The 24,069-nt window shown below is 71.4% G+C and carries 25 protein-coding genes and 1 pseudogene; 17 read left to right on the top strand and 9 right to left on the bottom strand.

Annotated features, from left to right (window positions below):
* Positions 1-137 precede the first annotated feature (137 nt).
* The 3 genes from ACIBG4_RS28210 to ACIBG4_RS28220 all read left to right on the top strand — a co-directional run bounded on the left by ACIBG4_RS28210 (position 138) and on the right by ACIBG4_RS28220 (position 1,980).
* A complete protein-coding gene (locus ACIBG4_RS28210; protein WP_397204367.1) occupies positions 138-860 on the top strand; it encodes a hypothetical protein in 723 nt (240 codons plus the stop codon).
* A 136-nt stretch (positions 861-996) separates the two neighbouring features.
* Positions 997-1,701 (top strand): maleylpyruvate isomerase family mycothiol-dependent enzyme, encoded by a 705-nt coding sequence (locus tag ACIBG4_RS28215; RefSeq protein ID WP_397204369.1) that lies wholly within the window; start codon positions 997-999, stop codon positions 1,699-1,701.
* A 33-nt stretch (positions 1,702-1,734) separates the two neighbouring features.
* A complete protein-coding gene (locus tag ACIBG4_RS28220; RefSeq protein WP_397204370.1) occupies positions 1,735-1,980 on the top strand; it encodes a DUF6343 family protein in 246 nt (81 codons plus the stop codon).
* Positions 1,981-2,064: 84 nt separating this feature from the next.
* On the opposite strand, the gene ACIBG4_RS28225 is transcribed toward ACIBG4_RS28220, so the two are convergent.
* From ACIBG4_RS28225 to ACIBG4_RS28235, 3 genes are all read right to left on the bottom strand, one after another.
* Entirely contained in the window at positions 2,065-2,304 is a 240-nt protein-coding gene (locus tag ACIBG4_RS28225) for a DUF3040 domain-containing protein (RefSeq protein WP_397204371.1), read from the bottom strand.
* A gap of 100 nt (positions 2,305-2,404) precedes the next feature.
* Positions 2,405-2,650, bottom strand: coding sequence for a type B 50S ribosomal protein L31 (locus tag ACIBG4_RS28230; protein ID WP_310709377.1), 246 nt, complete (start codon positions 2,648-2,650; stop codon positions 2,405-2,407).
* Between the two features lie 52 nt (positions 2,651-2,702).
* A complete protein-coding gene (locus tag ACIBG4_RS28235; protein WP_397204372.1) occupies positions 2,703-3,479 on the bottom strand; it encodes an SDR family NAD(P)-dependent oxidoreductase in 777 nt (258 codons plus the stop codon).
* A 104-nt stretch (positions 3,480-3,583) separates the two neighbouring features.
* On the opposite strand from ACIBG4_RS28235, the gene recQ reads away from it, so the two are divergent.
* Together recQ and ACIBG4_RS28245 are read left to right on the top strand one after the other, a co-directional pair.
* On the top strand, positions 3,584-5,389 hold the full coding sequence (recQ, locus tag ACIBG4_RS28240; RefSeq protein ID WP_397204373.1) for a DNA helicase RecQ: 1,806 nt from the start codon (positions 3,584-3,586) through the stop codon (positions 5,387-5,389).
* A 244-nt stretch (positions 5,390-5,633) separates the two neighbouring features.
* Entirely contained in the window at positions 5,634-5,969 is a 336-nt protein-coding gene (locus tag ACIBG4_RS28245; protein ID WP_397204374.1) for a hypothetical protein, read from the top strand.
* Between the two features lie 157 nt (positions 5,970-6,126).
* On the opposite strand, the gene ACIBG4_RS28250 is transcribed toward ACIBG4_RS28245, so the two are convergent.
* Positions 6,127-6,624 (bottom strand): GNAT family N-acetyltransferase, encoded by a 498-nt coding sequence (locus ACIBG4_RS28250; RefSeq protein ID WP_397204375.1) that lies wholly within the window; start codon positions 6,622-6,624, stop codon positions 6,127-6,129.
* A gap of 447 nt (positions 6,625-7,071) precedes the next feature.
* Here ACIBG4_RS28250 and ACIBG4_RS28255 point away from each other — a divergent pair, with 447 nt between their 5' ends.
* From ACIBG4_RS28255 to ACIBG4_RS28280, 6 genes and pseudogenes are all read left to right on the top strand, one after another.
* Positions 7,072-7,680, top strand: a complete 609-nt coding sequence (locus tag ACIBG4_RS28255) for a hypothetical protein (protein WP_397204376.1) — start codon at positions 7,072-7,074, stop codon at positions 7,678-7,680.
* A gap of 55 nt (positions 7,681-7,735) precedes the next feature.
* Positions 7,736-7,938 (top strand): annotated as a pseudogene (locus ACIBG4_RS28260) (hypothetical protein); the annotation flags it as partial.
* Positions 7,939-8,120: 182 nt separating this feature from the next.
* Entirely contained in the window at positions 8,121-8,513 is a 393-nt protein-coding gene (locus tag ACIBG4_RS28265; RefSeq protein ID WP_397204445.1) for a type II toxin-antitoxin system RelE/ParE family toxin, read from the top strand.
* On the top strand, positions 8,506-8,772 hold the full coding sequence (locus tag ACIBG4_RS28270) for a helix-turn-helix domain-containing protein (protein WP_397204377.1): 267 nt from the start codon (positions 8,506-8,508) through the stop codon (positions 8,770-8,772). The genes ACIBG4_RS28265 and ACIBG4_RS28270 overlap by 8 nt, the downstream gene beginning before the upstream one ends.
* 581 nt (positions 8,773-9,353) lie before the next feature.
* On the top strand, positions 9,354-9,812 hold the full coding sequence (locus tag ACIBG4_RS28275; RefSeq protein WP_397204378.1) for a hypothetical protein: 459 nt from the start codon (positions 9,354-9,356) through the stop codon (positions 9,810-9,812).
* Between the two features lie 91 nt (positions 9,813-9,903).
* Complete coding sequence (locus ACIBG4_RS28280; RefSeq protein WP_397204379.1) at positions 9,904-10,359, top strand: SRPBCC domain-containing protein; 456 nt, start codon at positions 9,904-9,906, stop codon at positions 10,357-10,359.
* Between the two features lie 3 nt (positions 10,360-10,362).
* Here ACIBG4_RS28280 and ACIBG4_RS28285 read toward each other — a convergent pair whose 3' ends face one another.
* The 3 genes from ACIBG4_RS28285 to ACIBG4_RS28295 form a co-directional block, all read right to left on the bottom strand.
* Positions 10,363-13,614 (bottom strand): BTAD domain-containing putative transcriptional regulator, encoded by a 3,252-nt coding sequence (locus ACIBG4_RS28285; protein ID WP_397204380.1) that lies wholly within the window; start codon positions 13,612-13,614, stop codon positions 10,363-10,365.
* A 65-nt stretch (positions 13,615-13,679) separates the two neighbouring features.
* The gene (locus ACIBG4_RS28290; RefSeq protein ID WP_355444150.1) at positions 13,680-14,036 is read right to left on the bottom strand and encodes a nucleotide pyrophosphohydrolase; all 357 of its coding nucleotides are present in this window, start codon (positions 14,034-14,036) and stop codon (positions 13,680-13,682) included.
* 47 nt (positions 14,037-14,083) lie between these two features.
* Positions 14,084-14,560 carry a DUF6789 family protein gene (locus tag ACIBG4_RS28295; RefSeq protein ID WP_397204381.1) on the bottom strand — a complete coding sequence of 159 codons (477 nt, stop codon included), beginning with the start codon at positions 14,558-14,560 and terminating at the stop codon, positions 14,084-14,086.
* A gap of 70 nt (positions 14,561-14,630) precedes the next feature.
* Here ACIBG4_RS28295 and ACIBG4_RS28300 point away from each other — a divergent pair, with 70 nt between their 5' ends.
* Positions 14,631-16,322, top strand: coding sequence for a protein kinase (locus ACIBG4_RS28300; protein ID WP_397204382.1), 1,692 nt, complete (start codon positions 14,631-14,633; stop codon positions 16,320-16,322).
* A 14-nt stretch (positions 16,323-16,336) separates the two neighbouring features.
* On the opposite strand, the gene ACIBG4_RS28305 is transcribed toward ACIBG4_RS28300, so the two are convergent.
* Positions 16,337-17,350, bottom strand: coding sequence for a LacI family DNA-binding transcriptional regulator (locus tag ACIBG4_RS28305; RefSeq protein WP_355444160.1), 1,014 nt, complete (start codon positions 17,348-17,350; stop codon positions 16,337-16,339).
* A 141-nt stretch (positions 17,351-17,491) separates the two neighbouring features.
* On the opposite strand from ACIBG4_RS28305, the gene ACIBG4_RS28310 reads away from it, so the two are divergent.
* The 4 genes from ACIBG4_RS28310 to ACIBG4_RS28325 are packed head-to-tail and all read left to right on the top strand — an operon-like array spanning position 17,492 to position 21,916.
* Positions 17,492-18,775, top strand: coding sequence for an extracellular solute-binding protein (locus ACIBG4_RS28310; RefSeq protein WP_397204383.1), 1,284 nt, complete (start codon positions 17,492-17,494; stop codon positions 18,773-18,775).
* Positions 18,772-19,734, top strand: coding sequence for a carbohydrate ABC transporter permease (locus ACIBG4_RS28315; protein WP_397204384.1), 963 nt, complete (start codon positions 18,772-18,774; stop codon positions 19,732-19,734). The genes ACIBG4_RS28310 and ACIBG4_RS28315 overlap by 4 nt, the downstream gene beginning before the upstream one ends.
* Positions 19,731-20,549 carry a carbohydrate ABC transporter permease gene (locus ACIBG4_RS28320; RefSeq protein ID WP_355444168.1) on the top strand — a complete coding sequence of 273 codons (819 nt, stop codon included), beginning with the start codon at positions 19,731-19,733 and terminating at the stop codon, positions 20,547-20,549. The genes ACIBG4_RS28315 and ACIBG4_RS28320 overlap by 4 nt, the downstream gene beginning before the upstream one ends.
* A 2-nt stretch (positions 20,550-20,551) precedes the next feature.
* Positions 20,552-21,916, top strand: coding sequence for a cellulase family glycosylhydrolase (locus tag ACIBG4_RS28325; protein ID WP_310709396.1), 1,365 nt, complete (start codon positions 20,552-20,554; stop codon positions 21,914-21,916).
* On the opposite strand, the gene ACIBG4_RS28330 is transcribed toward ACIBG4_RS28325, so the two are convergent.
* Positions 21,913-22,536, bottom strand: coding sequence for a TetR/AcrR family transcriptional regulator (locus tag ACIBG4_RS28330; RefSeq protein ID WP_397204385.1), 624 nt, complete (start codon positions 22,534-22,536; stop codon positions 21,913-21,915). The genes ACIBG4_RS28325 and ACIBG4_RS28330 overlap by 4 nt on opposite strands.
* A 74-nt stretch (positions 22,537-22,610) precedes the next feature.
* Here ACIBG4_RS28330 and ACIBG4_RS28335 point away from each other — a divergent pair, with 74 nt between their 5' ends.
* Complete coding sequence (locus ACIBG4_RS28335; protein WP_397204386.1) at positions 22,611-24,053, top strand: MFS transporter; 1,443 nt, start codon at positions 22,611-22,613, stop codon at positions 24,051-24,053.
* The last annotated feature ends 16 nt before the right edge of the window (positions 24,054-24,069 follow it).

Raw genomic sequence — 24,069 nt, forward strand, 5'->3', positions numbered from 1 at the left:
ATTGCCCTGGTAGCGCCTGTGATCAAATTTTTGCACGAACTTTAGACAACCTTTTCCCCATACAGTGGCTCTAAGTAGTAAAGGAGTCGGCTTCCCGGGCCGACTCCAGCGATACGGGGAGAGGAATCAGCACCCTCATGAGAAAGATCGCTGTAGGTATCGTCTCCACCCTCGTCGGTGGGGCCATGCTCGTGTCGGGTGGCAGCGCCGCCATGGCGAAGACCAAGGCCGCCACCATCGACATCAGGGACATCACGCCCAACCCGGTCGTCGTCAAGGACGGCGGCGAGACGGAGGCGTTCTTCAAGGTCGACGCCAGCAGCGACGTGGACAACGTCAAGCTGAGCGTCTCGCCCCTCGGCGTGCGCACGCTGCGCGCCCAGGAGGCCAAGCAGATCGAGTCGTGGCGCTTCAGCGTCCCGTTCAACTCCGACGACGCCGAGGGCAAGTGGCGCGCCACCGCCCAGGCGTTCAAGGACGGCAAGGTCGTCGCGACTGACGAGGCCGTCTTCAGCGTCGAGATCGAAGAGGGCAAGGCCGAGACGCGGGTCTCCCGCTTCAGCGCCGACCCGTACAAGGTTCGCAAGGGCAAGTCGATCTGGTTCTCCGGCCGTCTCCAGGTGGATGACGACGGCTGGGAGGGCGTCCGCGGCGAGAAGGTGAACGTCTACTACCGCGCCAACGGCTCCAGCGGCTGGAAGTGGGTCGCCTCCGGCACCACCAAGTGGGGCGGCAAGTTCACCGCCAAGACGCGCGCCTGGAAGAGCGGCACGTTCAAGGCCGTGTACGACGGTAACGACGAGCTCGACGGCAGCACCAGCCGCACGGACTACGTCCGCGTGTACACCTGGCGCCGCTAGCACGACCGGTCCTCACGACCGCTGAGCACGTCTGAGCGAGAGCCCGGCCCCTTCGTCAGGGGCCGGGCTCCCGTGTTTCCCGGGCCCCCACAGGGGGTGGCCGTGAGAGGCGGCGTCCTGCGGGTAGCGTCGGAATATGGCTGAGGACCTGCTGAAAGAGTTCGATCCGTTCGCCATCTTCGACGCCGAGGCGGCCAGGCTCGACCGGTTCTTCTCGGGGTTGGACGACGAGGCGTGGGAGCGGCCGTCGCAGTGCGAGGGGTGGTCGGTCAGGGACGTCCTGGGGCATCTGGCGGGCGAGGAGCTGTACAACCACGCCTGCCTCGACGGCAACGTCCAGAACCTGCTGACCCGCCTCGCCCGCGAGGGGGTGAACGGTTTCCACGACTTCAACGAGTGGTCCGTACGGCAGCGCCGGGCGACGCCCGTACGGGACGTCCTGGCGGAGTGGCGCGAGCAGAACGGCGACACCCGGCGGCGCATGCGCGAGCTGGGAGCCGAGCACCTGATCGACACCATGGCCGGGCCGTACCCGGTGGGGCTGCAGACCTTCCACTACGACTCGGAGTACGCCACGCACGCCGACGACGTCGGGGCGCCCGTCTCCGAGGAGGAGGCCGACGGCCGGACGCTGTGGCGGGTGGCGGTGGGCCGGTTCGCGCTGGCGGAGCAGAGCGCGGACGTCCAGGTGGAGCAGACGGCGGACCAGATCTGGGCGCACGCCGACGGGGTGAGCGCGACGCTGTCGTACCCCGAGTTCGTGCACGCGACCGTGGGACGGCTGCCGGCCGGGCACGGGCTCGACCCGCGGCTCGCCGCGAAGCTGCGCTGCCTGGCCTGACCAGGCGATCTCCCGGGGGGAAGGGGAGGAACGATGTGGTTGCGTGACCGCGCGGGGTACGAGCCGGCGAACGCGCGCAGCCCGCTGGGCGCCCGGCGGGGACTGTCCAGGGTGGCGCTGGTGATCGGCATCGCGGCGGCCGTGTTCTTCGCCGTCCGCGCGATGCGGACGGGCGACGAGGTGTGGGTCTGGGAGGCGGCGATCGCCGCCGCGGTGGCGGTCATCGCGGCGATCGATCTCGTGGTCCTGAAGCGGCACCGCCGATCGCCGGACCGCTGAGCCCTTCCTGTGGCCGCCCCGTGGGTCTTGGCGGGGCGCTGCCGCCTCCTGGGCCCACGAGGCCCAGGAGTGCCGGACGGGCGGTCAGGCGAGGAGTACGGCCAGGGTGAGCAGCGCCACCACGAGCACCACGGCCCCCACGATGAGCCATACGTGCCGTGTCACCCAGACCCGCGCCCGATCCCCGTACGGCCGCATGTACCCTTCGCCGCCTGATTCGATGCTGTTGATCGCCGCGACGCGCCTGGCCAGGTCCGGGTCCTCCAAGGCCAGGGCGTACTCGATTTCCGCGAGGATGCGGCGTTCCTTTCCTGAGAGACTCATCGCGATCACCCTGCTCCCACGCCGGTGAAGGCTTTGTACCCACTGGTAATGGGGGCATGCGACCCGGTCTGTCCGAAGGCGATTCGTCAGTGTGTTCGATTCAGCGCTTGCCGTACCGCTGCTGGAAACGCTCGACGCGTCCGGCGCTGTCGACGATCCGCCCGCGCCCGGTGTAGAAGGGGTGGCTCGCGGAGGAGACGTCCACGTCGACGACCGGGTACGTGCGGCCGTCCTCCCACTCGACGGTCTTCGCGCTGGTCACGGTGGACCGGGTGAGGAAGGCGACCCCCGCGCTCGGGTCGCGGAAGACGACGGGGCGGTACGACGGGTGCAGGTTCTTCTTCATGCCCCCTCCAACCCGATGACAACGGTTTTCATTCCCACAGTGTGGACGGGTCTCAGCCCTGCCCTTCGGGGTCGAGCCCGAGCACCGACCGGCCGCCGTCCACGGGCAGCGTCACGCCGCTGACGAACCCCGAGTCCTCCCCCAGCAGGTACGCCACGGCGGCGGCTATCTCGGCCGGCGAGGCCACCCTGCCGAGCGGGTGCAACCGCGCCATCTCCTGTTCGATGCCGGCCGCCCCCTCGGGCCCGAGCGAGGCGAGGAACTCCTCGTACCTCTCCGTCGCCACCGAACCGGGCGCCACGGCGTTGACCCGGATGCCACGCTTGCCGTACTCGACGGCGAGCGCCCTGGTCAGCCCCTCGATGGCGGCCTTGGCCGTGGAGTACGGCAGGCTCCCGGGGACCGCCCGCCGGGCCTGGTGGGAGGTGACGTTGACGATCGCGCCGGCCGTACCGGCGACCAGGAAGCGGCGCACGGCGACGGCGCAGCCGGTGACGGCCAGATCGAGGTTGGCCGCGATCAGCGCGCGGATCTCGGCGGTGGACGAGGTGTGGACGGAGGCGTCGCGGAAGACGGCGGCGTTGTTCACCCAGCCGGCGAGCGCGCCGGCCTCCTGGGCCAGGTCGGCCGCCCGCTCGACGACGGCCTCGTCGGAGGCGTCGCCGACGACGGGGACCACTCCGCCACCCGCCCAGGCGAGGGCCTCGGCGTCGCGCTCGACGGCCACCACACTCACCTTCACGCCCGGTCCGCCGGAGCGGAGCAGCCGCTCCACGACCGCCCTGCCGATGCCACGCCCTCCACCGGTCACCACATACGAAACACTCATGATCTGCACACTTTCCCGCTCCCGCCGGGTCACAACAGGATTCGCCTAGGATCGCCGTGGGCGAACACGGCGCCGGAGGCTCGGCGAACACGTAAGGTAGCCGCATGGATACCCCCATCGACGTCCTCAACCGGGTGTTCGGCTACGACTCCTTCCGCGAAGGCCAGCAGGAGATCATCGAGCACGTCGTGAAGGGCGGCGACGCGCTCGTCCTCATGCCGACCGGCGGCGGCAAGTCGCTGTGCTACCAGATCCCGGCGCTCGTGCGGCCCGGGGTCGGCGTGGTGATCTCGCCGCTGATCGCGCTCATGCAGGACCAGGTCGACGCGCTGAGAGCGCTCGGCGTGCGCGCGGGGTTCCTCAACTCGACGCAGGGCTTCGACGAGCGGCAGGCGGTCGAGGCCGCGTTCCTGGCCGGCGAGCTCGACCTGCTCTACCTCGCGCCCGAGCGGCTGCGGACCGACTCCACCCTGCGACTGCTGGGCAAGGGCGACATCTCGCTGTTCGCCATCGACGAGGCGCACTGCGTGTCCCAGTGGGGCCACGACTTCCGGCCCGACTATCTCGCGCTGTCCGGGCTGCACGAGCGCTGGCCCGACGTGCCGCGCATCGCGCTGACCGCGACCGCCACCCCGGCCACGCACGCCGAGATCTCCTCCCGGCTGGGCCTCGACCAGGCCAGGCACTTCGTGGCCGGGTTCGACCGCCCCAACATCCAGTACCGCATCACGGCCAAGAGCGAGCCGAAGCGGCAACTGCTGGAGTTCCTGCGCGCCGAGCACCCGGGCGACGCGGGCATCGTCTACTGCCTGTCGCGCTCCTCGGTGGAGAAGACCGCCGAGTTCCTGGCCGACAACGGCATCCCCGCCGTGCCGTACCACGCGGGCCTCGACGCCCCCACCCGCGCCGCCCACCAGGCCCGCTTCCTGCGGGAGGACGGGCTCATCGTGGTGGCCACGATCGCGTTCGGCATGGGCATCGACAAGCCCGACGTGCGGTTCGTCGCCCACCTCGACCTGCCCAAGTCCGTCGAGGGCTACTACCAGGAGACCGGCCGCGCCGGGCGCGACGGCCTGCCCGCCACCGCCTGGATGGCCTACGGCCTGCAGGACGTCGTCCAGCACCGGCGGCTGGCGCTGGAGGGCGACGAGGCGCACCGGCGGCGCCAGGTCCTCCACCTCGACGCCATGCTCGCCCTGTGCGAGACCGCCGGCTGCCGCCGCGCCATGCTCCTCGACTACTTCGGCCAGCGCCTCGACGAGCCCTGCGGCAACTGCGACACCTGCCAGGCCCCGCCGGAGTCCTGGGACGCCACGGTCCCCGCCCAGAAGGTGCTGTCCACGGTCCTGCGGCTGGACCGGGAGCGACGGCAGAGGTTCGGGGTGGGGCAGATCGTCGACATCCTGCTCGGCAAGAAGACGGCCAAGGTGCTGCAGCACGGCCACGACTCGCTGACGGTGTTCGGCGTGGGGGCCGAGCTGGGCAACACCGAGTGGCACGGAGTGGTGCGCCAGCTCCTGGCGCAGGGGCTGCTGGCCGTGGAGCCGGCCCATGGCACGCTGGTGCTCACCGACGCCAGCGCCGACGTGCTGCGCGGCCGGCGGCAGGTCGACCTGCGCCGCGACGCCCAGCGCCCCGCCCGCTCCAGGACCTCCGGCGGCGGCTCCTCGCGTCCGGTGGTGGAGCTGCCGGCGGAGGTGGCCCCGGTCTTCGAACGCCTCCGCGCCTGGCGCGCCGCCACGGCCAAGGAGCAGGGCGTCCCGGCCTACGTCATCTTCCACGACGCCACCCTGCGCGAGATCGCCACCCGGGGGCCGTCCTCGCTGGCGGAGCTCGGGACGGTCAGCGGGGTCGGCGAGAACAAACTCGCCAAGTACGGCGAACAGGTCCTGGAAGCCTTGGCCTCCTGACCGGAGGCCGGCGCTTCTGGAGGGACCTGGGCACGGACGGTGACGGTCCGAAGCACAGCCAGTCGCGCGAGGCGGTGGCGACGGCCCCACGAAGAACGGTCGTCGCCACCGCGCTGCCACCCAAAATCGGGCGGTCAGCTTCACTGCCACATTAGCCGGACAATCGGCGTGGCGCTCTCGGCAACCCTTTCGGCCGCTACATACAGTGATCACGCATCGTCACTTCGTGGTAACAGGGGGAACCATGAGAAGCCTCATCGCCGCCGGCGGGCCGTTGATCGCCGCCTTCGCACTGGCCGGAGCGGTGGCGGGTCCGGCCGCCGCCGCCACGCACGGGGACGACGGCATCGGGATCGAGTGCAGCGCGTCCTCACGCACCACGTCCACCTGGGTGTACTCCGTCAACGACGAAGTGGTGTCCGGGTCCTACTCCTCGGAAAGGTGCAAGGACCCCGCGATCGGCTGGCGCCCGTACTGGTGGGAGAACATCCAGACCGAGACCGACAACGCCGCCGCATTCGACGACGCGGACGGCGCCGCACTGTACGAGAACGACAACGCCGACGAGCTGCAGGACTAGCCTCGCGCTCTCACCGGGAGCCGTGGCCAGCACAGCCACCTACCCGAGAAAAGGGCCTTTGAGCTGGAGGACCGGGCTTGTCCAGAGTCCGAGTCCGGTCCACCCCAGCCCAAGGGACCCGTGATTCACAGTCCCTACGGGTACGCGCCAGGCGGGTTCAGGCGAGCTTGGGGAGAGCCAGCCATTCCTTCCACGACAGGTCGCGTCCGATGAGGCGCGGGCGCTCGAACGGCCAGGACTCCGCGATCCACTGCGGGACCAGCGCGTCCATCGCGCGTTCCAGGTCGGTGCCGACGCGATCGTCCACCACCCACCAGGACACCTCGGCGTCGGCGTCCTGGCGCTCCGGCGGGTCGATGTAGACGCAGCCGAGGAGTGCGGTCTCCGCGTCGTCGAACAGCGCGTAGTTGAAGGACTCGTGCGCCTCGATCTCTCTCGCATGCCGTTCGAGGTCCTTCAGGTCATCCTCGTAGGTCATGTCGGCCCTGGGCCAGCCGTACGCCTCACCGTAGATCGACCAGAGCCGTGCCTGCGAACCCATCACGGCGGGGTGGTCGAGGTCGGTGTCCGCGCCGGTGATCGGGCGTAGGTGACAGCCGCCACCGGGGAGCTCGACATGGGTGGGATGGACGAAATCAGCGGGCAACCATGTCATGGCGGCAGCCAACCGAGCGGGCAGCCGCCTCCTGATCCCTGCACCACGGCACCTCCAGCGGTCACATCCCAGACGGTGGTGATCCTCACCGCTTCCCGATCGACCCCCTCCCCCGGCCCCACGGGGACCCCTCAAGAGCATTCATCCGTGGAACCATTCGGCACCGCGACGGAATTACCGCCGACAATCACGGGAATTGGCACCACGATGGTAAAAGCTGCAGGCGTAGCCTCTTGCCATGGACCCGGATCACGGTCGCCAGGAATGGGGCGACCGAGGAAGAAAACGCACCGTGGTGGCCGGATGCCTGGTCATCGGGGCGATCGGAGCAATTATCTGGCTCATTGCTCTCGGTGTGATCCTTTATTTCCTTTTACGATCATAAATCATGACGGGAACCTTCTGCCGCCTCCCGGTGTATGGGACGTGAGCGAGTGAGGAGGCCTCATGAGATGGACGGCGATGGGAGCGGCGCTCCTGCTGCTGGCCGCCGGCTGCACGGCCGGCGGAGCCGAGAAGGCGGGCGGTTCAGGGCGAGACCCGGATACGCCGGCGACCGCCCCGGCGACGACTCCCGGTTCGAGCGAGGAGGCGAAGCCCAGCGGCGATGACGGCGCCACGGCGACCCCAACGGCGAGTGACGAGGCGGCGACTCCTGGGACGAGTGACGGGACCAGCCCGGCCGTCACGGGGGCGGGGAAGGGGTGCCATGGGATGCCGGTGCTGACGTCCGGCGGCGGGTTTCCGGAGGTGCGGGGTGAGGGCCGGGGCGCGGAGGTGTGGGGATTGCTGTTCGCCCCGGTGCCGTTCCGGAAGGGTCGCGAGGTGAAGATCGTGTGGCGGATGACCGGTGAAGGGCCGTTGACGGTCACCGCCACGCTGCCGGACGGCACGCGGGCCCGCCGGACGTTCGGACCTGAGCAGCATGGCGGGTCCAACTGGAAACGACCGGGCGAGGAGTGGGGAACGGGCTTCGTGTTCCCGAAGCCGGGGTGCTGGAAGGTGGAGCTGTCGCGGACACGCGGCTCCGGCCAGGTGTGGTTACCCGTGCGCTAGCGCTTTGACCGGAAATGATCACCGGGTTGGCGCGTAGGGCGTCCCTGCCGGTTGGATGGTGCTGATCACGTTCGATCGGCACGTGGGAGGCCGAGGGACGCAACCGGTCAAGGTCCGCAGGCTCACGGACCAAGAAGGCCAGAAGCTGCAGCGGATCGTGCGACGCGGCACGACCAGCACGGTCCGCTGTCGGCGGGCGATGATCGTGCCGACCTCGGCGGTGGCAATGCCGTGCCGGTCATCGCCCGCTTGGTTTCGACGAGTTCGGACCGCTCGGCATCCGCCCCACCGCCGGGGCGGGCCGGGCACCGCAGGGCGAGCCGGACCAACTGTCGTCAGCGATTCGGCGTCGTGAAGCCCTCCCTCCAGGTAAAGGATTTGCCACACTTCTGGGTGCGGAGGAGTGGGAGATCCGCGCCACCAAAGAGATCCTGGCCTGGATCAACGCCCTGGACGAACGATCCCGGGTGCAGGTCGTCGATGCCATCGACCGACTGGCCGAAGCCGGCCCGAGCCTGGGCCGCCCGCTGGTCGACAAGTTACAAGGCTCCCAGGTCCACAACCTGAAGGAACTACGTCCCGGCCCGGCGGGTAGCTCCGAGATCCGGATCTTGTTTGTGTTCGATCCGTGGCGGTCGGCCATCTTGCTGGTCGGCGGGGATGAGTCCGGTGACTGGTCGGGCTGGTATCGGCGGACCATCCCCCGCGCCGAAGAGCTGTATGCGGAGTACTTGACCGAACGCGAGGCGGAAGAGAAGGACCGATTTTCCCAAGTGGAGCGACGTCCGCGCCGACATCGTGGCCACCTCCGGCGGCGAGGAGGCCGTGGCTGAGGCCCGGCGACGCAATCAGGCCTACATCGATGGCTATCGGCTAGCCGAACGGCGCAAGAGCTTGGGCATGTCACAGACCGAGGTCGCTGACCTGATGGGAGTGACCAAGAGCCGGATCTCCCAGATCGAACGTGGTGAGGTGTCCACCGTGGAGGCCATCGCCCGGTACGTGCAGGCCCTCGGCGGGCAACTCCAGATCTCGGCGGTGTTCGGCGATGACCTGTACATCCTGCGTGGCACCGACACCCACGCCGCATAACTCGAACGCCATCTCCACGGCCCGATCACGCGACTCTTGGGGATACTTTCTCTGCGCGGGCACGGCTCCCAGCCTTGCGGGCTTCCGATCAGCTCGGGGCGTCTCAAGCATGTGGCCGTCATTTCGCTGGCGCTGCCATATCGGATGCGTTGGGAAGTAGAGGCGTAGGCAGGCGGGGTGACGACGGCTGGACCCCGGGTGTCCGGCCCGGCATGGTGGAGCCTGCCCGAGCAGGAGATGACCACCCAGGACGAGAACTGCTGGTGGAAGGCGAAAACCTGGGCGGCCGACGGCGGATCCATGACCCGGACCCGGCTGTCCAGCGCCGGACGAAGCTCCACCCCGTCTGGGCCAGTGACACGGTCCCTGACTCGCGCGGCTCGAAGCATGTTGCCAAACGGAAAAAGCGCAACTTTCGCCGTTAATGGTCAAACGATCCAATTAAGTCATACAAAGATCACGGACGGTGGCTTACCATTCCTGATCCCCTCACCGGCCGATGGCCGCGTCCGCGCAACGGTTCGGATGAGAGTGCCGAACGGGCTTCTGGTCCCGGCACGTCCGGGACTACCTTCTGATCCATGACCGCACTGGAGCCACCGAGAGCCCCCTACCGCCCGCGCCGGACCCGGTCCCTGGGCGTGACGATGGTGGGCGGATGGAGTGTGAAGGTCATCGGGATCACCGCCGGAGGGGAGCTGCCGGACGACTTCGAGGTGGAGGCCGCGCTGCGGGCCGTCGAGGAGGAGCTGCCCGAGGGGGGCGGGGTGGCGTTCGTGATCGTGGACCGGGGCACCGACGCGCTGTGGGCGAACGTGTGCTGGTGGCAGTCCGACATCCTGTTCCAGCGCCTGTGGCGGGCCGAGCCGGGCACGACCGACCTGCGCAGGCTGCCGCTCGACGCCCCCATCGGCTGCGTCTGGCACCTGGTGGCCATCGAGCATGAACGGCGGGCCTGGGTGGAGCACGTGCTGGCCCGGCCGCAGGCCCCGGACGTCACCGGCTATCTGGCCGCCGACCCCATGGTGGAAGCCGGCTGAACGGGTCTTAAGAGCACCTGAAGGAGACCGTAAGGCCGCTCCGGCATCGTGGAACTCGTCAAGCCGACGACCACCGGAGAAAGGCACCCCGATGACCACGCAGACCGCGCAGTACGAGATCACCCGAGTCCTCGACGCCCCCCGCGAGACGGTGTTCGCCGCCTGGACCGAGCCGGAGCGCCTGTCCCGGTGGTTCGGGCCGCGTTCCTTCACCGCCCCCGTTGAGCGGATCGTCGTCGACCTGCGGCCCGGCGGCGTGTGGCAGGTGGTCCTGGTCGGCGAGGGCGGCTTCGAGGCCCCGCTCGGCGGCACCTACCGTGAGGTGGACGGCCCCGGCAGGCTGGTGTTCACCACCGGTGACCCGGACAACCCCGGCGACGGCCCCGCCTCCGTGGCCACGCTGGAGCTGACCGGGAAGGACGGCGGGACCGAGATGCGCTTCCACCAGTTCGGCGTCAACACCGACGAGGAGCACGCCCAGCAGGCCAAGGCCGGCTGGATCCAGTTCTTCGACCGTCTGGCCGAGTACGTGGCCACCCAGGCGTGAAGGTCAGAGGGCGAGGCCTGGTGCGTCGTCGAGCTTCAGGCGGCTGCCCTCCTCGTACAGGGCCGCGAACCGCTCCTCACCCAGCGCCTCCCGGACCCGCTCGGTGACCCGGTCGATCTCCTCCGTCTGCGACGGCGTCGCCGGGGTCCGGCCGGCCTCGTGGGCGGCGGCGGCCAGGCCCAGCAGGCGCGCGGCCCGGTCCGGCGAGCCGGATGCGGCCAGCGCGGCGGCGAGCGCCTCGACGGCGAACGTGACGCTGCTCGGGTCGCCGATCCTCTGGGCCGCGGCCAGCGCCTCCAGGTGCAGCTTCCGGGCCTCCTCGGCGTCGCCCTGCCGTTCGCGCAGGTATCCGAGCTCGACGAGCGTGGTGGGCAGGTGCAGCGCGGGCTCGGCGCCGGGGTGGCGGGGCACTCCTTCGAGCAGGTGGAGCAGGTGCCGCTCGGCCAGGTCGAACCGCTCGGCCCGGCGCGCGGCGAAGGCGAGGCCCATCTCGGCCATCACCTTGCCCTCCCGGAACCCTTGCTCGACCGACAGCCGCAGTGCCCGGCCGCACAGCTCCATCGCCCGCTCGTAGGCTCCGGCCTGCAGCGCCCCCCAGCCCAGCCAGGCCGTACGGCGGGCGGCCTCGTTCCACAGCCCGAGCTCCTCGGCCACCCGCAGCCCGTCCTCGAACAGCAGCCTGGCCCCTTCGCCGTCGCCCCGCATCTCGGCCAGGCCGCCCAGCCACTCCAGGGCCTGGAGGCGTCCCCACTGGTCGCCGAGCTTGTCGAACAGCCGGACGCTCTCCTCGCTGTCGCGTTCGAGGGCGACCACGTCGCGCTGCGTGAAGGCGTCACGGGCCCGTTTGCTGAGCACTGTCGCGATGCCCCATTCGTCGCCGATGGCGCGGAACGTGGTCAGAGCGCCGCCCATCAGCGCCTGCGCCGTCGGAACGTCGGCCACGGCCATGCCGAGGAACAGCTCGGCCCTGGCCCGGTCGCGGGCGTCCTCGATGGCGGCGGTGTCCCAGGTCGCCTGGTCACCCAGCATGAGGGCGAACCCCGCCCGCCAGGCCGCCGCCCTGGCCCGGCCGGGGGCATCGCCGTGGAGGGCGAGCGCCGTCTCCAGGGAGCGCCGGGCCTCGCCGGGCCTGCCACGCAGGTACCAGTACCAGCTCAGCGCGTTGACGAGGCGGATCGCGGTGCCGGCGTCGTCGCCGCGGGCCGCCGTCTCCAGCGCCGCGCGCAGGTTGGCGGCCTCCGCGTCGAGCCGTTGCAGCCATTCCCGCTGGTCGTGGCCGTACAGGGCTGGCTCGGCCTGCTCGGCCAGCGCCAGGTGGTGGCGGGCGTGCGCCCGCCGTACGGACTCCAGCTCGCCGGCGTCGGCCAGCCGGTCCAGGCAGTACTCGGCGACGGACTCCAGCAGCCGGTACCGGACGCCGGCGGCCCCCTCCACGACCACCACCAGCGACCGGTCGACCAGCCGGGCGAGCAGGTCGAGGACGTCGAGCTCCGCGAGCTCCGCGAGCTCCGCGAGCTCCGCGAGCTCCGCGAGCTCCGCGGGCTCGTCGATCCGGTCCCGGCCTGTCCTGTCGCCGGCGCAGACCTCCTGGGCCGCCTCCAGCGTGCAGCCGTCGGCGTGGACGGCCAGGCGGCGCAGCACCACCCGCTCGGGCGGGGTCAGCAGCTCCCAGCTCCAGTCGATGACCGCGGTCAGCGTCTGCTGGCGGGGCGGGGCGCCGCGGTGCCCGGAGGCGAGCAGCCGGAACCGGTCGTCCAGCCGCGCCACCACCCCCCGCAGACCGAGCGCCCGTACGCGGGTGGCGGCCAGCTCCAGCGCCAGCGGGATGCCGTCGAGCCGGCGGCAGAGCCGTACGACGGCCTCGGCGTTGCCCGCGTCGAGCGTGAAGCCGCGCGTGGAGGCGGCGGCGCGGGCGACGAAAAGGCGGACGGCGTCGGACCCCTCGGCGGCGGCGAGGGCGGCGCCGGGCGAGGCGCCGAGGACGGCGTCGAAGGCGGTGAGGTCGGGCACGTCGAGCGGCGGCACGCTCCACAGCACCTCGCCGGGCAGGGACAGCGGCTCGCGGCTGGTGGCCAGCACGCGCAGCCCGGGCACGGCCCGCAGCAGCGCGCCGGCCACGTCGGCGATCCGATCGACGACGTGCTCGCAGTTGTCCAGCACCAGCAGCGTCTCGCGGGTGCGCAGCACCTCGGCGAGCCGGGCGGCGGGCGTCGCGCCGTCGGTGCCCTCGCGGATGCCGAGCGCCTCCATGACGGCCTCGGCGGGCGAGCCCGTGGCGCGGTCGAGCGAGGCCAGCTCCACCAGCCAGGCCCCGTCGGTGTAGGCGCCGGACAGGCTGTGGGCCACCTCCAGCGCGAGCCGGGTCTTGCCGACGCCGCCGCTGCCGGTCAGCGTGACGAGCCTGTGGTCCGCCAGCAGCGCGGCGACCTCGGTGATCGCGTCGTCGCGGCCGATGAGCCTGCTGACGGGGGCGGGCAGGTTGGTGGGCGGGCGCTCGGTCACGGCGCTGAGCGCGGGGTCCTGCCCGAGGATCGCCTGGTGCAGCTCGGCCAGCTCGGGGCCGGGGTCGAGGCCGAGCTCCTCGGCCAGCCGCTCGCGCAGCTCGGCGTAACTGGCCAGTGCCTCGCTCTGCCGCCCCGCGCGGTACAGGGCGCGCATGTGGACGGCGCGCAGCCGCTCCCTCAGCGGGTGGAGGGCGACGTGCTCACCCAGCTCGCCCGCGAGCAGGCCGTGCTCGCCCAGTTCCAGCCGCGCCTCGGCGTGCCGCTCCAGCGCGGCGAGCCGCTGCTCCTCCAGGCGGACGATCGCCGACCTGGTGAACTCCTCGTCGGCGAAGTCGGCGTACGCCGGTCCGCGCCAGAGCCCGAGAGCCTCCGACAGCAGCGCGGCCGTGGCGCGCGGCCCGTCGGCCGCCTCGGCCCGCGCGAGCAGGCCGGTGAAGCGGGCGGCGTCCACGGCTCCGGGCTCGGCGCTCAGGAGGTAGCCGGGAGCGCGGGAGACGACGAGGTTCTTGGCGCCGGGCTCGGCGTCCTCCAGCGCCCGCCGGAGCTGGGAGACCCGGACCTGGAGCGCCCCGGCGGGGTTGCCCGGCGGCTCGCCGCTCCACAGGTCGTCGACCAGCCGGTCGGCCGACACCACGTGCCCCTCGCTGACGAGGAGATCGGCGAGGAGCGCCCGCACCTTCAGGCCGGGGATCGCCACGCTCTCCCCGGCGTCGGTCCAGACGGCCAGCGGGCCGAGCACGCCGAATCGCATGCCCGTCACCTTAGGGGGGACCTTGAGCCGGCGAGAAGAGCATCCGGAGCCCTGTTGGGTTCGGCTCAGGAGGACAGCGGGGGCGCCTTCCTGGCCGAGCCGCGGTAGCGGCCGGGGTCGTAGCGGCGCTCGTTCTCGTCCAGCTTGGCGCCCGCCGCCTCCACCAGGTCGATCCCGAGGACGTCGGCCAGGCGCACCAGGTAGGCGGTCACGTCGCCCAGCTCGGAGCGGACCCGGTCGAGGGTGGCCGGGTCGGGGCTCGCCGACTCTGCCGGGGTGAGCCACTGGAACTCGGCCACCAGCTCGCCCACCTCGCCGGCCAGCGCCATCGCGAGGTTCTTGGGGGTGTGGAACTGCTCCCAGTCCCGGGCCTCGGCGAACGCGCGCAGCCGTGCGGTCAGCCGCTCCAACTCGGTGCTCACGTGCGCCGACCCTACCCGCCCCCACCTGCCCCGGCCACCGGCGGCCGTCAGGCCGCGCCGATGCTGTGATCGGTGCTGTGATGGGTGCGGTGGTCGAGGCGGTTGAGGGCCTTGGCCAGGGCCACGCCGTACACGACGTGCCCGGCGGCCATCACCGCCTGGCGGCCCGGCCGGTCACGGTGCAGCGGCGGCATCGTGCCCAGCTTGGGCACCCATCCGGCGTAGCTGGCCACCCAGATCGCCAGGCCGTACGCGATGCCGAGCGGCACCCGGGCGCGACGGCCGCGGGCGAGCGCGCCGAACAGCGCCCCGGACCCCACCCCGAACCCGAAGTGGGCCACGGCGCCGAGCACGCCCTCCCCCGGCTTGCTCCTGTGCCGGTGGCCGGGCAGGATCGCGCGGACGATGCGCTTGGGCGGCTGATCCCCCATCAGACCGGCGCGCTCGCCCGCCACCATGACCGTGCTCATCGCCGCCGTGGCCAGGGCTCCCCCGACGGCTCCGTTCACCAGGTTTCGCAGCATGTCGTACCGGCTGCCCCGGTAGCCGACCAGAAAACTCGGACGCCTGGCCGCACGCGCTACGCTTCCGCGCGTGTCGGAATTATCCGTCCCCGGGTACGAGATCCGGGGCGTGCTGGGGCAGGGCGGCTTCGGCGTCGTCTACCGGGCCCTGCAGTCGGCCGTGGGCAGGGAGGTCGCCCTCAAGGTCGACAACCGGGTCCTGCTCTCCGACCGGGACCGGCGCCGCTTCATGCGCGAGGTCACCGCCGCCGGCGCGCTGTCCGGCCATCCGCACGTGGTGCCCGTCTATGACGCCGGTCTGCTGCCCGACGCCCGGCCGTACATGGTGCTGGAGCTGTGCCCCGGCGGGTCGCTCAAGGGGCGGCGGCTCACCCCGGCGGACGCCCGCGACGTCGGCGTCCGCATCGCCGGCGCGCTGGCCGCCGCGCACGCGCAGGGCGTGCTGCACCGCGACGTCAAGCCCGCCAACATCCTGCTCAACCGGTACGGCCAGGTCGCGCTGTCCGACTTCGGGCTGGCCACGATGCCGGCAGCCGGGTCCGCGCCGGGCCTGGACGCCTCGGTCACCCGCGAGTCGCTGACGCCCGCCTACGCCCCGCCGGAGGCGTTCGAGCTGGCCGGGCCCACCCCGGCCGGTGACGTCTACTCGCTCGCCGCGACCGTCTACGCGCTCATGTCGGGCCGCCCGCCGCGCTTCCCGGAGAGCGGCGTGCCGCACCTGGCGGTGATCCTGGCGCTGCACCGTCTGCCGGTGCCGGACCTGCCGGGGGTGCCGCCGGAGCTGACGGCGGTGCTGAGACGGGCGCTGGCGTCGGACCCGCGCGAGCGCACCCCGGACGCGGCCACCTTCCGCGACGAGCTCGCCGCCGTCCCCCTCGGCTCGCATCCTTTCAGCTCGCGTCCCCTCGGCTCTGTCCCCATCGGCACCGGTTCCCCGGGGCCCGTGCGCGTCCCGGCCGCTCCTCATGGCCCGGCGTACAGGACGGACGACCCCGCGTACGGGCCCCGCGATCCCGCGCCCCACGGGCCCGGTCCAGATCCGGCGCACGCGGCGGACGACGGAACGGGCCCCGGGGGGCGCGGCGGCCAGGAGGTCGACACCGAGGCGCCCGCCCGGCTCGGCGCCTCCAAACTGCTCCTGACGCTCGTGACCGTCCTCGCGGTCGTCTCCGCGACCGCCGTCGGCGTCGTGGTCCACGACCGCATCACCGGCGAGCCATCCGACCGGCAGGCCACCGCCCCGGCCGACCCGTCCGAAACCGATCCGACCGGGGCAGATCCGTCCAGGACCGGGCCCACCGGGACGGCCCCAGCGACCGGACGCCCCGCCAAGGGCCCGCTCAGCGGCCTGGACACCTACACCGAGGGCTGCCCGGCGGCGGCAGCGGCGGCCGGCGCGGCATGCGTGAAGGAGGCCGAGTGCTGGGGCGGCCTCGTCATCATCGCGGGCGACACCACGGCCCGGCGGGTGGGCTGCGAGGAGACGCACTCCTGGGAGACGTACGCGGTGGCGCCGATACCGGACGACTCCATGACGTACGACCAGCACGACCTGGCCAGGCACCCGACGGTGAAGCGGGTGTGCTCCCCGCGGGTGATGCTGGCCACGCGCAACGCCGCGGCCGAGCGCGCCGGGCGGAAGCTGGAGTCGGAGGTGATGCCGCCGTCGGCGGCCCAGTTCGCGGCCGGGGCGCGCTTCTACCGGTGCGTGGGCAGCGTGGTGGGCACGGAGACGAGGCGTGCCCTGTTCTTCCGGCCCTGACCGATCCCGCCGGGTCAGCGGCGAAGAGGCGCGGTGCTCTCGCGGACGACCAGCTCCGTGGCCAGCTCCACGCGCCGCGACTCCGGCACCTCGCCGCGTCCCATCGCGAGCACCGTACGGGCGGCCAGCGCGGCCATCTCCTGCAACGGCTGCCGGACGGTGGTGAGCGGCGGCCAGGCCGAGCGGGCGAGCGGCAGGTCGTCGAAGCCGACCACGCTCAGGTCCTCCGGCACCCGCAGCCCGCGCTGCCGGGCGGCCTCGAAGACGCCGAACGCCTGCAGGTCGCTGCCCGCGAAGATGGCCGTGGGCGGGTCGTCGAGGGACAGCAGGGCGTGGCCGTTGTCGTGGCCGGAGTCGACGAGGAAGGTGCCGCGCCGGATCAGCTCAGGCGCGACCGGCATGCCGGCGGTCTCCAGGGCGGCGCGGTAGCCGTCGATGCGGGCCTGGCTGCACAGCATGTCGGCGGGACCGCTGATCACGCCGATGCGGCGGTGGCCCAGCTCGACCAGGTGGCGGGTGGCGGCGAGCCCGCCGTTCCAGTTGGTGGCGCCGACGGAGACGACGCCGGGCGCGGGCTCGCCCTCGGGGTCGACGACGACGAACGGCAGCGAGCGGGCGCGGAGCTGGTCCTGCACGCCGGCCGACAGGCGTGAGGCGACGATGACGACGCCGTCGGTGCGGCGGCCGGCCAGGCGCTCCATCCAGTCGCGTCCAGGTCCGGCGTGGGTGTGCAGGACGGAGATGACGACGCTGGACCCGGCCTCGTGGGCGGCGCTCTCGGCGCCACGGACGATCTCCATGGCCCACGGTGACTCGATCTCGGCGAAGACGAGGTCCACCAGCCCGGCGTGGGTGTCGCCGGCGCTGGCGCGCCGCTGGTAGCCGTGCTGCTGGAGCAGCCGCTCGACGCGGGAGCGGGTCGCGGGCGCGACCTCGGGACGGCCGTTGATGACCTTGGAGACCGTGGGGATGGACACCCCGGCCTCCTCGGCTATCACGGCGATCGTCACCCGTCTCTTCGCTGACATGCTCGAAAGTGTACCGAAACTTTCGGCACCGCGATGCTCCCGTTCCTGCTATTGACGCGTAACACGCCGTTTACCTATGCTCCGGGCAACGAAATTATCGGGGGGTTTCACGAAACTTTCGGCCTGAAGGAGAGAACCCCTATGAAACGTGGTTTCCTGCTGATCGCGACGGCCGTTCTCGTCACCGGCTGCAGTGGCGGCGGTGGCGGCGCCGCCGAGCCGCAGAAGAGCACGGCGGGCTCCCCCGCCAAGGTGACGCTCGAGCTGTGGCACCTGTCCACCACCGAACCGATGAAGACGATCATGGTCCAGCGGGCCAAGGAGTTCGAGGCCGCGCACCCCAACGTCACCATCAAGGCCACCGTCCTGGAGAACGAGGCGTACAAGTCCAAGATCACTACGCTCACCCAGTCGGGCAAGGCACCCGACGTGTTCGCCTCGTGGGGCGGCGGGGTCCTTCAGCAGCAGATCGACGCGGGCCTGGTCAAGGACATCTCCGCCGACGTCGCCCCCATCCTCGGCACCTTCACCAAGGCGTCGCTGACCGCCTACCAGTTCGACGGCAAGACGTACGGGCTGCCGACCGACATCGGCATGGTCGGCTTCTGGTACAACAAGAAGCTCTTCGCCAAGGCCGGCATCCAGCAGCCGCCCGCCACCTGGGCCGAGCTCCTCGACGACGTCAAGAAGCTCAAGGCGGCCGGCACCACCCCGATCGCGCTGGCCGGCAAGGAGAAGTGGCCTGGCCACTACTACTGGGCCTACCTCGCCATGCGCATCGGCGGCGTGCCGGCCATGCACCAGGCCGCGGTCGACAAGAACTTCAACACCCCCGACTTCGTGGCCGCCGGCCAGCAGCTCAAGGCGCTGGCCGACCTGCAGCCGTTCCAGAAGGGCTTCCTCGGGGCCGGCTACTCCACGCCCGACGGCCAGTCCGCGTCCGTCTCCAACGGCAAGGCCGCCATGGAGCTGATGGGCCAGTGGGCGCCGGCCGTGCAGAAGTCGTCCGGCAAGGGCCTCGGCGACGACCTCGGCTTCTTCCCCTTCCCCGCGGTCGACGGCGGCAAGGGGACGGTCACCGAGGCGTTCGGCGGCGGTGGCGGCCTGGCCGTCGGCGCCGACGCGCCGCCCGAGGCCGTCGAGTTCGTCAAGTTCTTCACCGCCATGGCCAACCACAGCAGGGCGGTCGAGGCGGGCGGGGTGCTGCCCGTCCTCCAGGGCGAGGAGAGCTCCGTCAAGGACCCGAACCTCAAGATCGTGGCGGAGTCGCTGGCCGGCGCGACCGGGTTCCAGCTCTACCTGGACCAGGCGTACCCGCCCGCGGTGGGCGCGGAGGTGAACGACAGCGTGGCCCAGCTCATCGGCGGCACCAAGACGCCGCAGCAGGTCGTCGAGGCCATCACGGAAGTGGCCAAGAGCGAATGACGACGCTGACGCGAGGGCCGCAGGCGCCCGCGCTCCCGGCCCGCGCCCGGCCGCCCGGGCGCCCGCGCCGGCCCTGGGTGACGATGACGTTGTTCGTCCTGCCCGCCCTGGTGCTGTTCCTGCTGCTGGTGGTGGCGCCGATCGCGGTCGCGCTGTACGCGAGCGTGTTCAAGTGGAACGGCTTCGGCGGCCTGCCCACGGACTTCGTCGGCCTGGACAACTTCACCCGACTGATCGGCACCGAGGTCTTCCGGCAGGACGTGTGGCACCTGGTCCTGCTGATCCTCCTGTCGTTGTGCGTGCAGCTGCCGTTCTCGCTGGCCATCGCCATGCTGCTGCACCAGCGCGTCCGCGGCAGGGCCGTCTACCGGCTGGTCTTCTTCGCGCCGTACGTGCTGTCCGAGGTCATCACGGGCGTGCTGTTCTCGCTCCTGCTCTCGCCCGACGCGGGCCTGGCCAACCAGATCCTCGGCGTGGTCGGGCTGGACTCGGAGTGGCTGGCCGACACGGGCACCGTCATGCCGTCGCTGTTCCTCGTGATGACGTGGAAGTACTTCGGCTTCCACATGATGATCTACCTGGCCGGGCGGCAGAACATCCCGGACGAGCTGATCGAGGCCGCGCAGATCGACGGCGCCACGCCGTGGAAGGTGTTCCGCCACGTCACCCTGCCGCTGCTCGGCCCGACGATCCGGATCAGCGTGTTCCTGTCGGTCATCTACACGATCCAGCTCTTCGACCTCGTCTGGATCCTCACCGAGGGCGGCCCCTCCCACGCCTCGGAGACCATGGCGGTCACGATGATGGAGTTCGGCTTCGGCCGCAACCAGGTGGGCTACGCCAGCGCGATCAGCGTGGTGATGTTCGGCCTGAGCCTCGTCTTCGCGCTGTTCTACCAGCGGTTCGTGATGCGGCGCGACCTGGAGGGCGCGACGACGTCGATGGGAGACCACCGGTGAGACGCAACACCCTTCCCCTGCACGCCGTCGCCTGGATCGTGGGCGCGTTCATCCTCGTGCCGGTCGTGTACGCGGTGCTCGGCGGATTCAAGAGCACCGACCAGCTCTCCACCAACGCCTTCGGCCTGCCCGACCCGTGGGTGATCGGCAACTACACCGACGTGCTCGGCTCGGGGTCGTTCTGGCGGCAGCTCTGGAACAGCACGTTCATCGCGGTGGCGACGACCGTGATCGTGGTGCTGCTGTCGGCGATGGCGGCCTACGTCTTCGCCCGCTTCGCCTTCCGGGGCCGGGAGCTGCTGTTCACGGTCTTCACGGTGGGGCTGATGTTCCCCTTCGCCGTGGCCATCCTGCCCATCTTCGTGCTGCTGCGCACGTTCGGGCTGATCGACAACCCGCTCGGGGTGATCCTCACCCAGGCCGCCTTCGGGCTGCCACTGACGATCATCATCCTGCGCGGCTTCTTCCGCAGCATCCCCGGCGAGGTCGAGGAGGCCGCCACCATCGACGGCTGCACGCCGTTCGGGTTCTTCTGGCGCATCCTGCTGCCGATGGCGCGCCCCGCGCTCGCCACCGTCTCGGTCCTGGCCATCGTCGGGAGCTGGAACAGCTTCATGCTGCCGCTGGTGGTCTTCAGCGACGAGTCGGCGTGGACGCTGCCGCTGGGCGTGCAGCAGTTCCAGGGCCAGTACGCCTCGGACACCGCGCGGGTGCTCGCCTACCTGGTGCTGGCCATGCTGCCGGCGCTGGGCTTCTACGCCGTCGCCGAGCGGCACCTCATCGGCGGACTGACCGCGGGCGCGACGAAAGGGTGACCATGCTGCATGTGTCCGGAACACGGCTCCTGACCTCCGACGGCACGCCGGTGCGGCTGCGCGGCGTGGGCCTCGGGGGCTGGCTCAACATGGAGAACTTCATCACCGGCTACCCCGCCAACGAGTCGTCGATGCGGCTGGCCGTGCGCGAGGTGCTGGGCGAGGATCGGGCGGCGCTGTTCTTCGAGCGGCTGCTCGGCTCGTTCTTCACCGAGGACGACGCGGCGCTGCTGGCGGGGCTGGGCATGAACTGCGTGCGCATCCCGGTCAACTACCGGCACTTCGAGTCCGACGACCGGCCGTTCGAGATCATCGAGGACGGCTTCCGGCACCTGGACCGGGTGATCGACGCGCTCGGCGCGCACGGCCTGTACAGCGTGATCGACCTGCACGCCCTGCCCGGCTCGCAGAACCAGCACTGGCACTCCGACAACCCCACACACGTCGCGGCGCTGTGGCAGCACCGGCACTTCCAGGACCGGGTCGTGCACCTGTGGGAGGCGATCGCCGACCACTACCGCGACCATCCGTGGGTGGCGGGCTACAACCCGGTCAACGAGCCGGGCGACCCGTCGGGCAAGGTCGTCGGGCCGTTCTACGACCGGCTGGTGAAGGCGCTGCGCGCCGCCGACCCGCGCCACGTGCTGTTCCTCGACGGCAACACCTACGCCACGGACTTCACGGTCTTCCGTGAGATGTACGAGAACACGGTGTTCGTCTGCCACGACTACGCCCTGGCCGGGTTCGCCCACGGCGGGCCGTACCCGGGGTACACGCGCGGCGAGTGGTGCGACCGGGGCGAGCTGGAGCGGGCCTTCGAGCGGCGCTCGCGGTTCCAGCGGGAGACGGGGACGCCGCTGTGGGTGGGCGAGTTCGGGCCCGTCTACACCGGCGACCCCGACACGGACCGGCAGCGCTACCAGATCCTGCGGGACCAGCTGGAGATCTACGACGGGTACGACGCCGGCTGGTCGCTGTGGACGTACAAGGACGTGGGCCTGCAGGGTCTGGTCTGCGCCCGGGGGCCGTACCTGGAGCGGTTCGGCCCGTTCATCGAGAAGAAGCGGCGGCTGGGCGCCGACCGGTGGGGCTCGACCATGGAGGAGACGGCGAGCGAGCTGGCGCCGCTGCACCGGCTGGTCGAGACCGAGGCCCCCGGCTGGAACCCCTACCCGTGGGGCGCCCGGTACCAGACCGACGACCTCGTCAGGCACATCCTCATCGCGCAGGCCCTGCTGCCGGAGTACGCCGAGTTGTTCAGGGGCCTCGGCGACGACGAGCTGGTGGCGCTGGCCGACTCGTTCCTGCTGGAGCGGTGCGACCGGCGCGAGCCGCTGCTCGGCCTGCTGGCGGACAGCCTCCGCTAGGGGCCGCCGCAGTAGTCGCCGAGCCCCTTCTCCAGCAGGTCGAAGGCCCGCTCGGCGTCGGCCGACGCGTCGGGGTGGACCGCGTCGGCCGGCTCGCCGGCGAACAGGCGGCGCAGGTTCTCGGTGACGAGGGCGGCGCGCGTGTAGATGATCTGCGCCGCCGCCACGCGGGCCGTCACGTCGTCGCGCCCGGATTGCGCGGCCAGCTCGCGCTCCAGCAGCTCCTGAGCGTGCCGGTGGAAGGCGAACGCCCTGACCTGCAACGCGGGGGTGCTCTGGATGAGCCGCATGACGCTCAGGACCTCCGGCGTGTCGTTGAGCCCCGTCGAGGCATCGCGCTCGGCGAGCATGGCGAGGAAGTGACGGCGCAGCGCCGCCACGGCCGTCTCGCCGGGCGCGCGCTCCCGCACGATGCGGGCGGCGTCGTCCACGTGCGCCTCCATCGGGGAGAGGACCAGGTCCTCCTTCGTCGCGTAGTAGTTGAAGACCGTCTTCTTCGACACCTGGACCGCCGCGGCGATCTCCGCCACCGACACGTTGTCGAAGCCGCGCTCCAGGAACAGCTCGATCGCCGTCCGCCACAACGAGCGCTGGGTCTGCTGCTTCTTCAACTCACGCAAGCCTAGTTCCATGGCGCAAGAATACACCAAGTTAAAAAGTTGTCTTGGTGTAAATTTCGTCCTAGAGTACCGCCATGACCAAGACCCAGCGCCGCGTGGCGCAGGTACTCTGCCTTCTCACCATCGTCGTCGCCGTCCTCGACCAGAACATCGTCTCCTCGGCCATCGTCCCGATCGTCCGCGAGCTCGACCCCGCGGGCGGCCTCGACCACGTCGCCTGGCTCGTCACCGCCTTCGCCCTCGGCGCCACCTCGGTGCTCCCCCTGTACGGCCGGCTGTGCGACGCGCTCGGCGCCAAGCAGGTCTTCATCGGCGCGGTGGGCACGTTCGCCGCCGGCTCGCTGCTGTGCGGCCTGGCGCAGAGCATGTCTCAGCTCATCGCCTTCCGCGCGGTGCAGGGCATCGGCGCGGGCGGCCTGATGAGCGTGACCATGGTGGTGATAGCGCAGTTGCGCGAGCCCGGCGACGACGGCCGTCCCAGTGCGCTCGCCGGCCTCGTGGGGGGCATCGGCTTCGCCGTCGGTCCGCTCGTGGGCGGTCTGTTCGCCGACCACGGGAACTGGCGGATGGCCTTCCTCGTCAACCTCCCGATCACCGTGCTGATCATCGGCGGGTCCCTGTGGGCCGTCCGCATCCCCCGGCACGCCGCCAGGGGCTCCATCGACGTCGCCGGCGCCGTGCTCGCCGCCGCCTTCGCCGGCTCGCTGCTGCTGGTCTGCGACTGGGGCGGCACCGAGTACGCCTGGAGCTCGCCGATGATCCTCGGCCTCGGCGCCACCGCGGTCGTGTCACTCGCGCTGTTCGTCCGGCGGCAGGCCACGGCGGCGCACCCGATCCTGCCCCTGAGCCTCTTCCGCGTCGGCGGCCTGCGCGGCGCCTACCTCGTGCAGATCCTGTGCAGCGTCGCCATGGTCGGCACCATGATCTACCTGATGCTCTACCTCCAGGTGGCGCGCGGGGTCAGCGCCACCGGGGCCGCCGGCTACCTCGTCTTCATGGCGATCGGGCTGACCGCGTCCGGCTTCGTCGGGCGTAACGCCTCCGTCCGCGCCTCGCTCGTGGCCGGCACGTCCGCCACGGCGCTCGCCCTCATCTGGCTTGCGTTCCTGCGCGAGGACACCTCCCTGTGGCTGGTGCGGGCCGCGCTCCTGCTGGTCGGTCTCGGCTTCGGCCAGCTCCTCGGCAAGCTCATCACGTTCGTCCAGCAGCAGGCGCCGGCCGCGCACCTCGGCGTGGCGACCACCGGCATCCGCTGGTTCCAGAACCTCGGCATGGCCCTCGGGTCCGCCGCCTTCGGCTCACTGCTGGCCCGCGTGCTCGCCGAGAAGACGGGCGGGCTCGATCTCGCGGACCTCGCCACGCACCCGGCCGCCGTCGGGGCGTTCGTCTCCTCGCTCGACGTGGTGTTCGCGGTGGCCGCGGCCGTCATGACCGCCGCCCTGCTCTGCGCGGCGCTGCTGCGCGCGGCCGGCCGGGCGCGGACCGCCCCGCAGGAGGAGCTCGTCCCCGCCGCCTGACCATGCCCGGCGCCCC

The sequence above is a fragment of the Nonomuraea sp. NPDC050383 genome, from assembly GCF_044459125.1.
In the GTDB taxonomy this organism is placed as follows: domain Bacteria; phylum Actinomycetota; class Actinomycetes; order Streptosporangiales; family Streptosporangiaceae; genus Nonomuraea.

Bases quoted from the DNA above. Each gene is read 5' to 3' on its own strand.
- ACIBG4_RS28210 (WP_397204367.1), top strand. From the start codon at position 138: ATGAGAAAGATCGCTGTAGGTATCGTCTCCACCCTCGTCGGTGGGGCC.
- ACIBG4_RS28215 (WP_397204369.1), top strand. From the start codon at position 997: ATGGCTGAGGACCTGCTGAAAGAGTTCGATCCGTTCGCCATCTTCGAC.
- ACIBG4_RS28220 (WP_397204370.1), top strand. From the start codon at position 1,735: ATGTGGTTGCGTGACCGCGCGGGGTACGAGCCGGCGAACGCGCGCAGC.
- ACIBG4_RS28225 (WP_397204371.1), bottom strand. From the start codon at position 2,304: ATGAGTCTCTCAGGAAAGGAACGCCGCATCCTCGCGGAAATCGAGTAC.
- ACIBG4_RS28230 (WP_310709377.1), bottom strand. From the start codon at position 2,650: ATGAAGAAGAACCTGCACCCGTCGTACCGCCCCGTCGTCTTCCGCGAC.
- ACIBG4_RS28235 (WP_397204372.1), bottom strand. From the start codon at position 3,479: ATGAGTGTTTCGTATGTGGTGACCGGTGGAGGGCGTGGCATCGGCAGG.
- recQ (WP_397204373.1), top strand. From the start codon at position 3,584: ATGGATACCCCCATCGACGTCCTCAACCGGGTGTTCGGCTACGACTCC.
- ACIBG4_RS28245 (WP_397204374.1), top strand. From the start codon at position 5,634: ATGAGAAGCCTCATCGCCGCCGGCGGGCCGTTGATCGCCGCCTTCGCA.
- ACIBG4_RS28250 (WP_397204375.1), bottom strand. From the start codon at position 6,624: ATGACATGGTTGCCCGCTGATTTCGTCCATCCCACCCATGTCGAGCTC.
- ACIBG4_RS28255 (WP_397204376.1), top strand. From the start codon at position 7,072: ATGAGATGGACGGCGATGGGAGCGGCGCTCCTGCTGCTGGCCGCCGGC.
- ACIBG4_RS28275 (WP_397204378.1), top strand. From the start codon at position 9,354: ATGACCGCACTGGAGCCACCGAGAGCCCCCTACCGCCCGCGCCGGACC.
- ACIBG4_RS28280 (WP_397204379.1), top strand. From the start codon at position 9,904: ATGACCACGCAGACCGCGCAGTACGAGATCACCCGAGTCCTCGACGCC.
- ACIBG4_RS28285 (WP_397204380.1), bottom strand. From the start codon at position 13,614: ATGCGATTCGGCGTGCTCGGCCCGCTGGCCGTCTGGACCGACGCCGGG.
- ACIBG4_RS28295 (WP_397204381.1), bottom strand. From the start codon at position 14,560: ATGCTGCGAAACCTGGTGAACGGAGCCGTCGGGGGAGCCCTGGCCACG.
- ACIBG4_RS28305 (WP_355444160.1), bottom strand. From the start codon at position 17,350: ATGTCAGCGAAGAGACGGGTGACGATCGCCGTGATAGCCGAGGAGGCC.
- ACIBG4_RS28310 (WP_397204383.1), top strand. From the start codon at position 17,492: ATGAAACGTGGTTTCCTGCTGATCGCGACGGCCGTTCTCGTCACCGGC.
- ACIBG4_RS28315 (WP_397204384.1), top strand. From the start codon at position 18,772: ATGACGACGCTGACGCGAGGGCCGCAGGCGCCCGCGCTCCCGGCCCGC.
- ACIBG4_RS28325 (WP_310709396.1), top strand. From the start codon at position 20,552: ATGCTGCATGTGTCCGGAACACGGCTCCTGACCTCCGACGGCACGCCG.
- ACIBG4_RS28335 (WP_397204386.1), top strand. From the start codon at position 22,611: ATGACCAAGACCCAGCGCCGCGTGGCGCAGGTACTCTGCCTTCTCACC.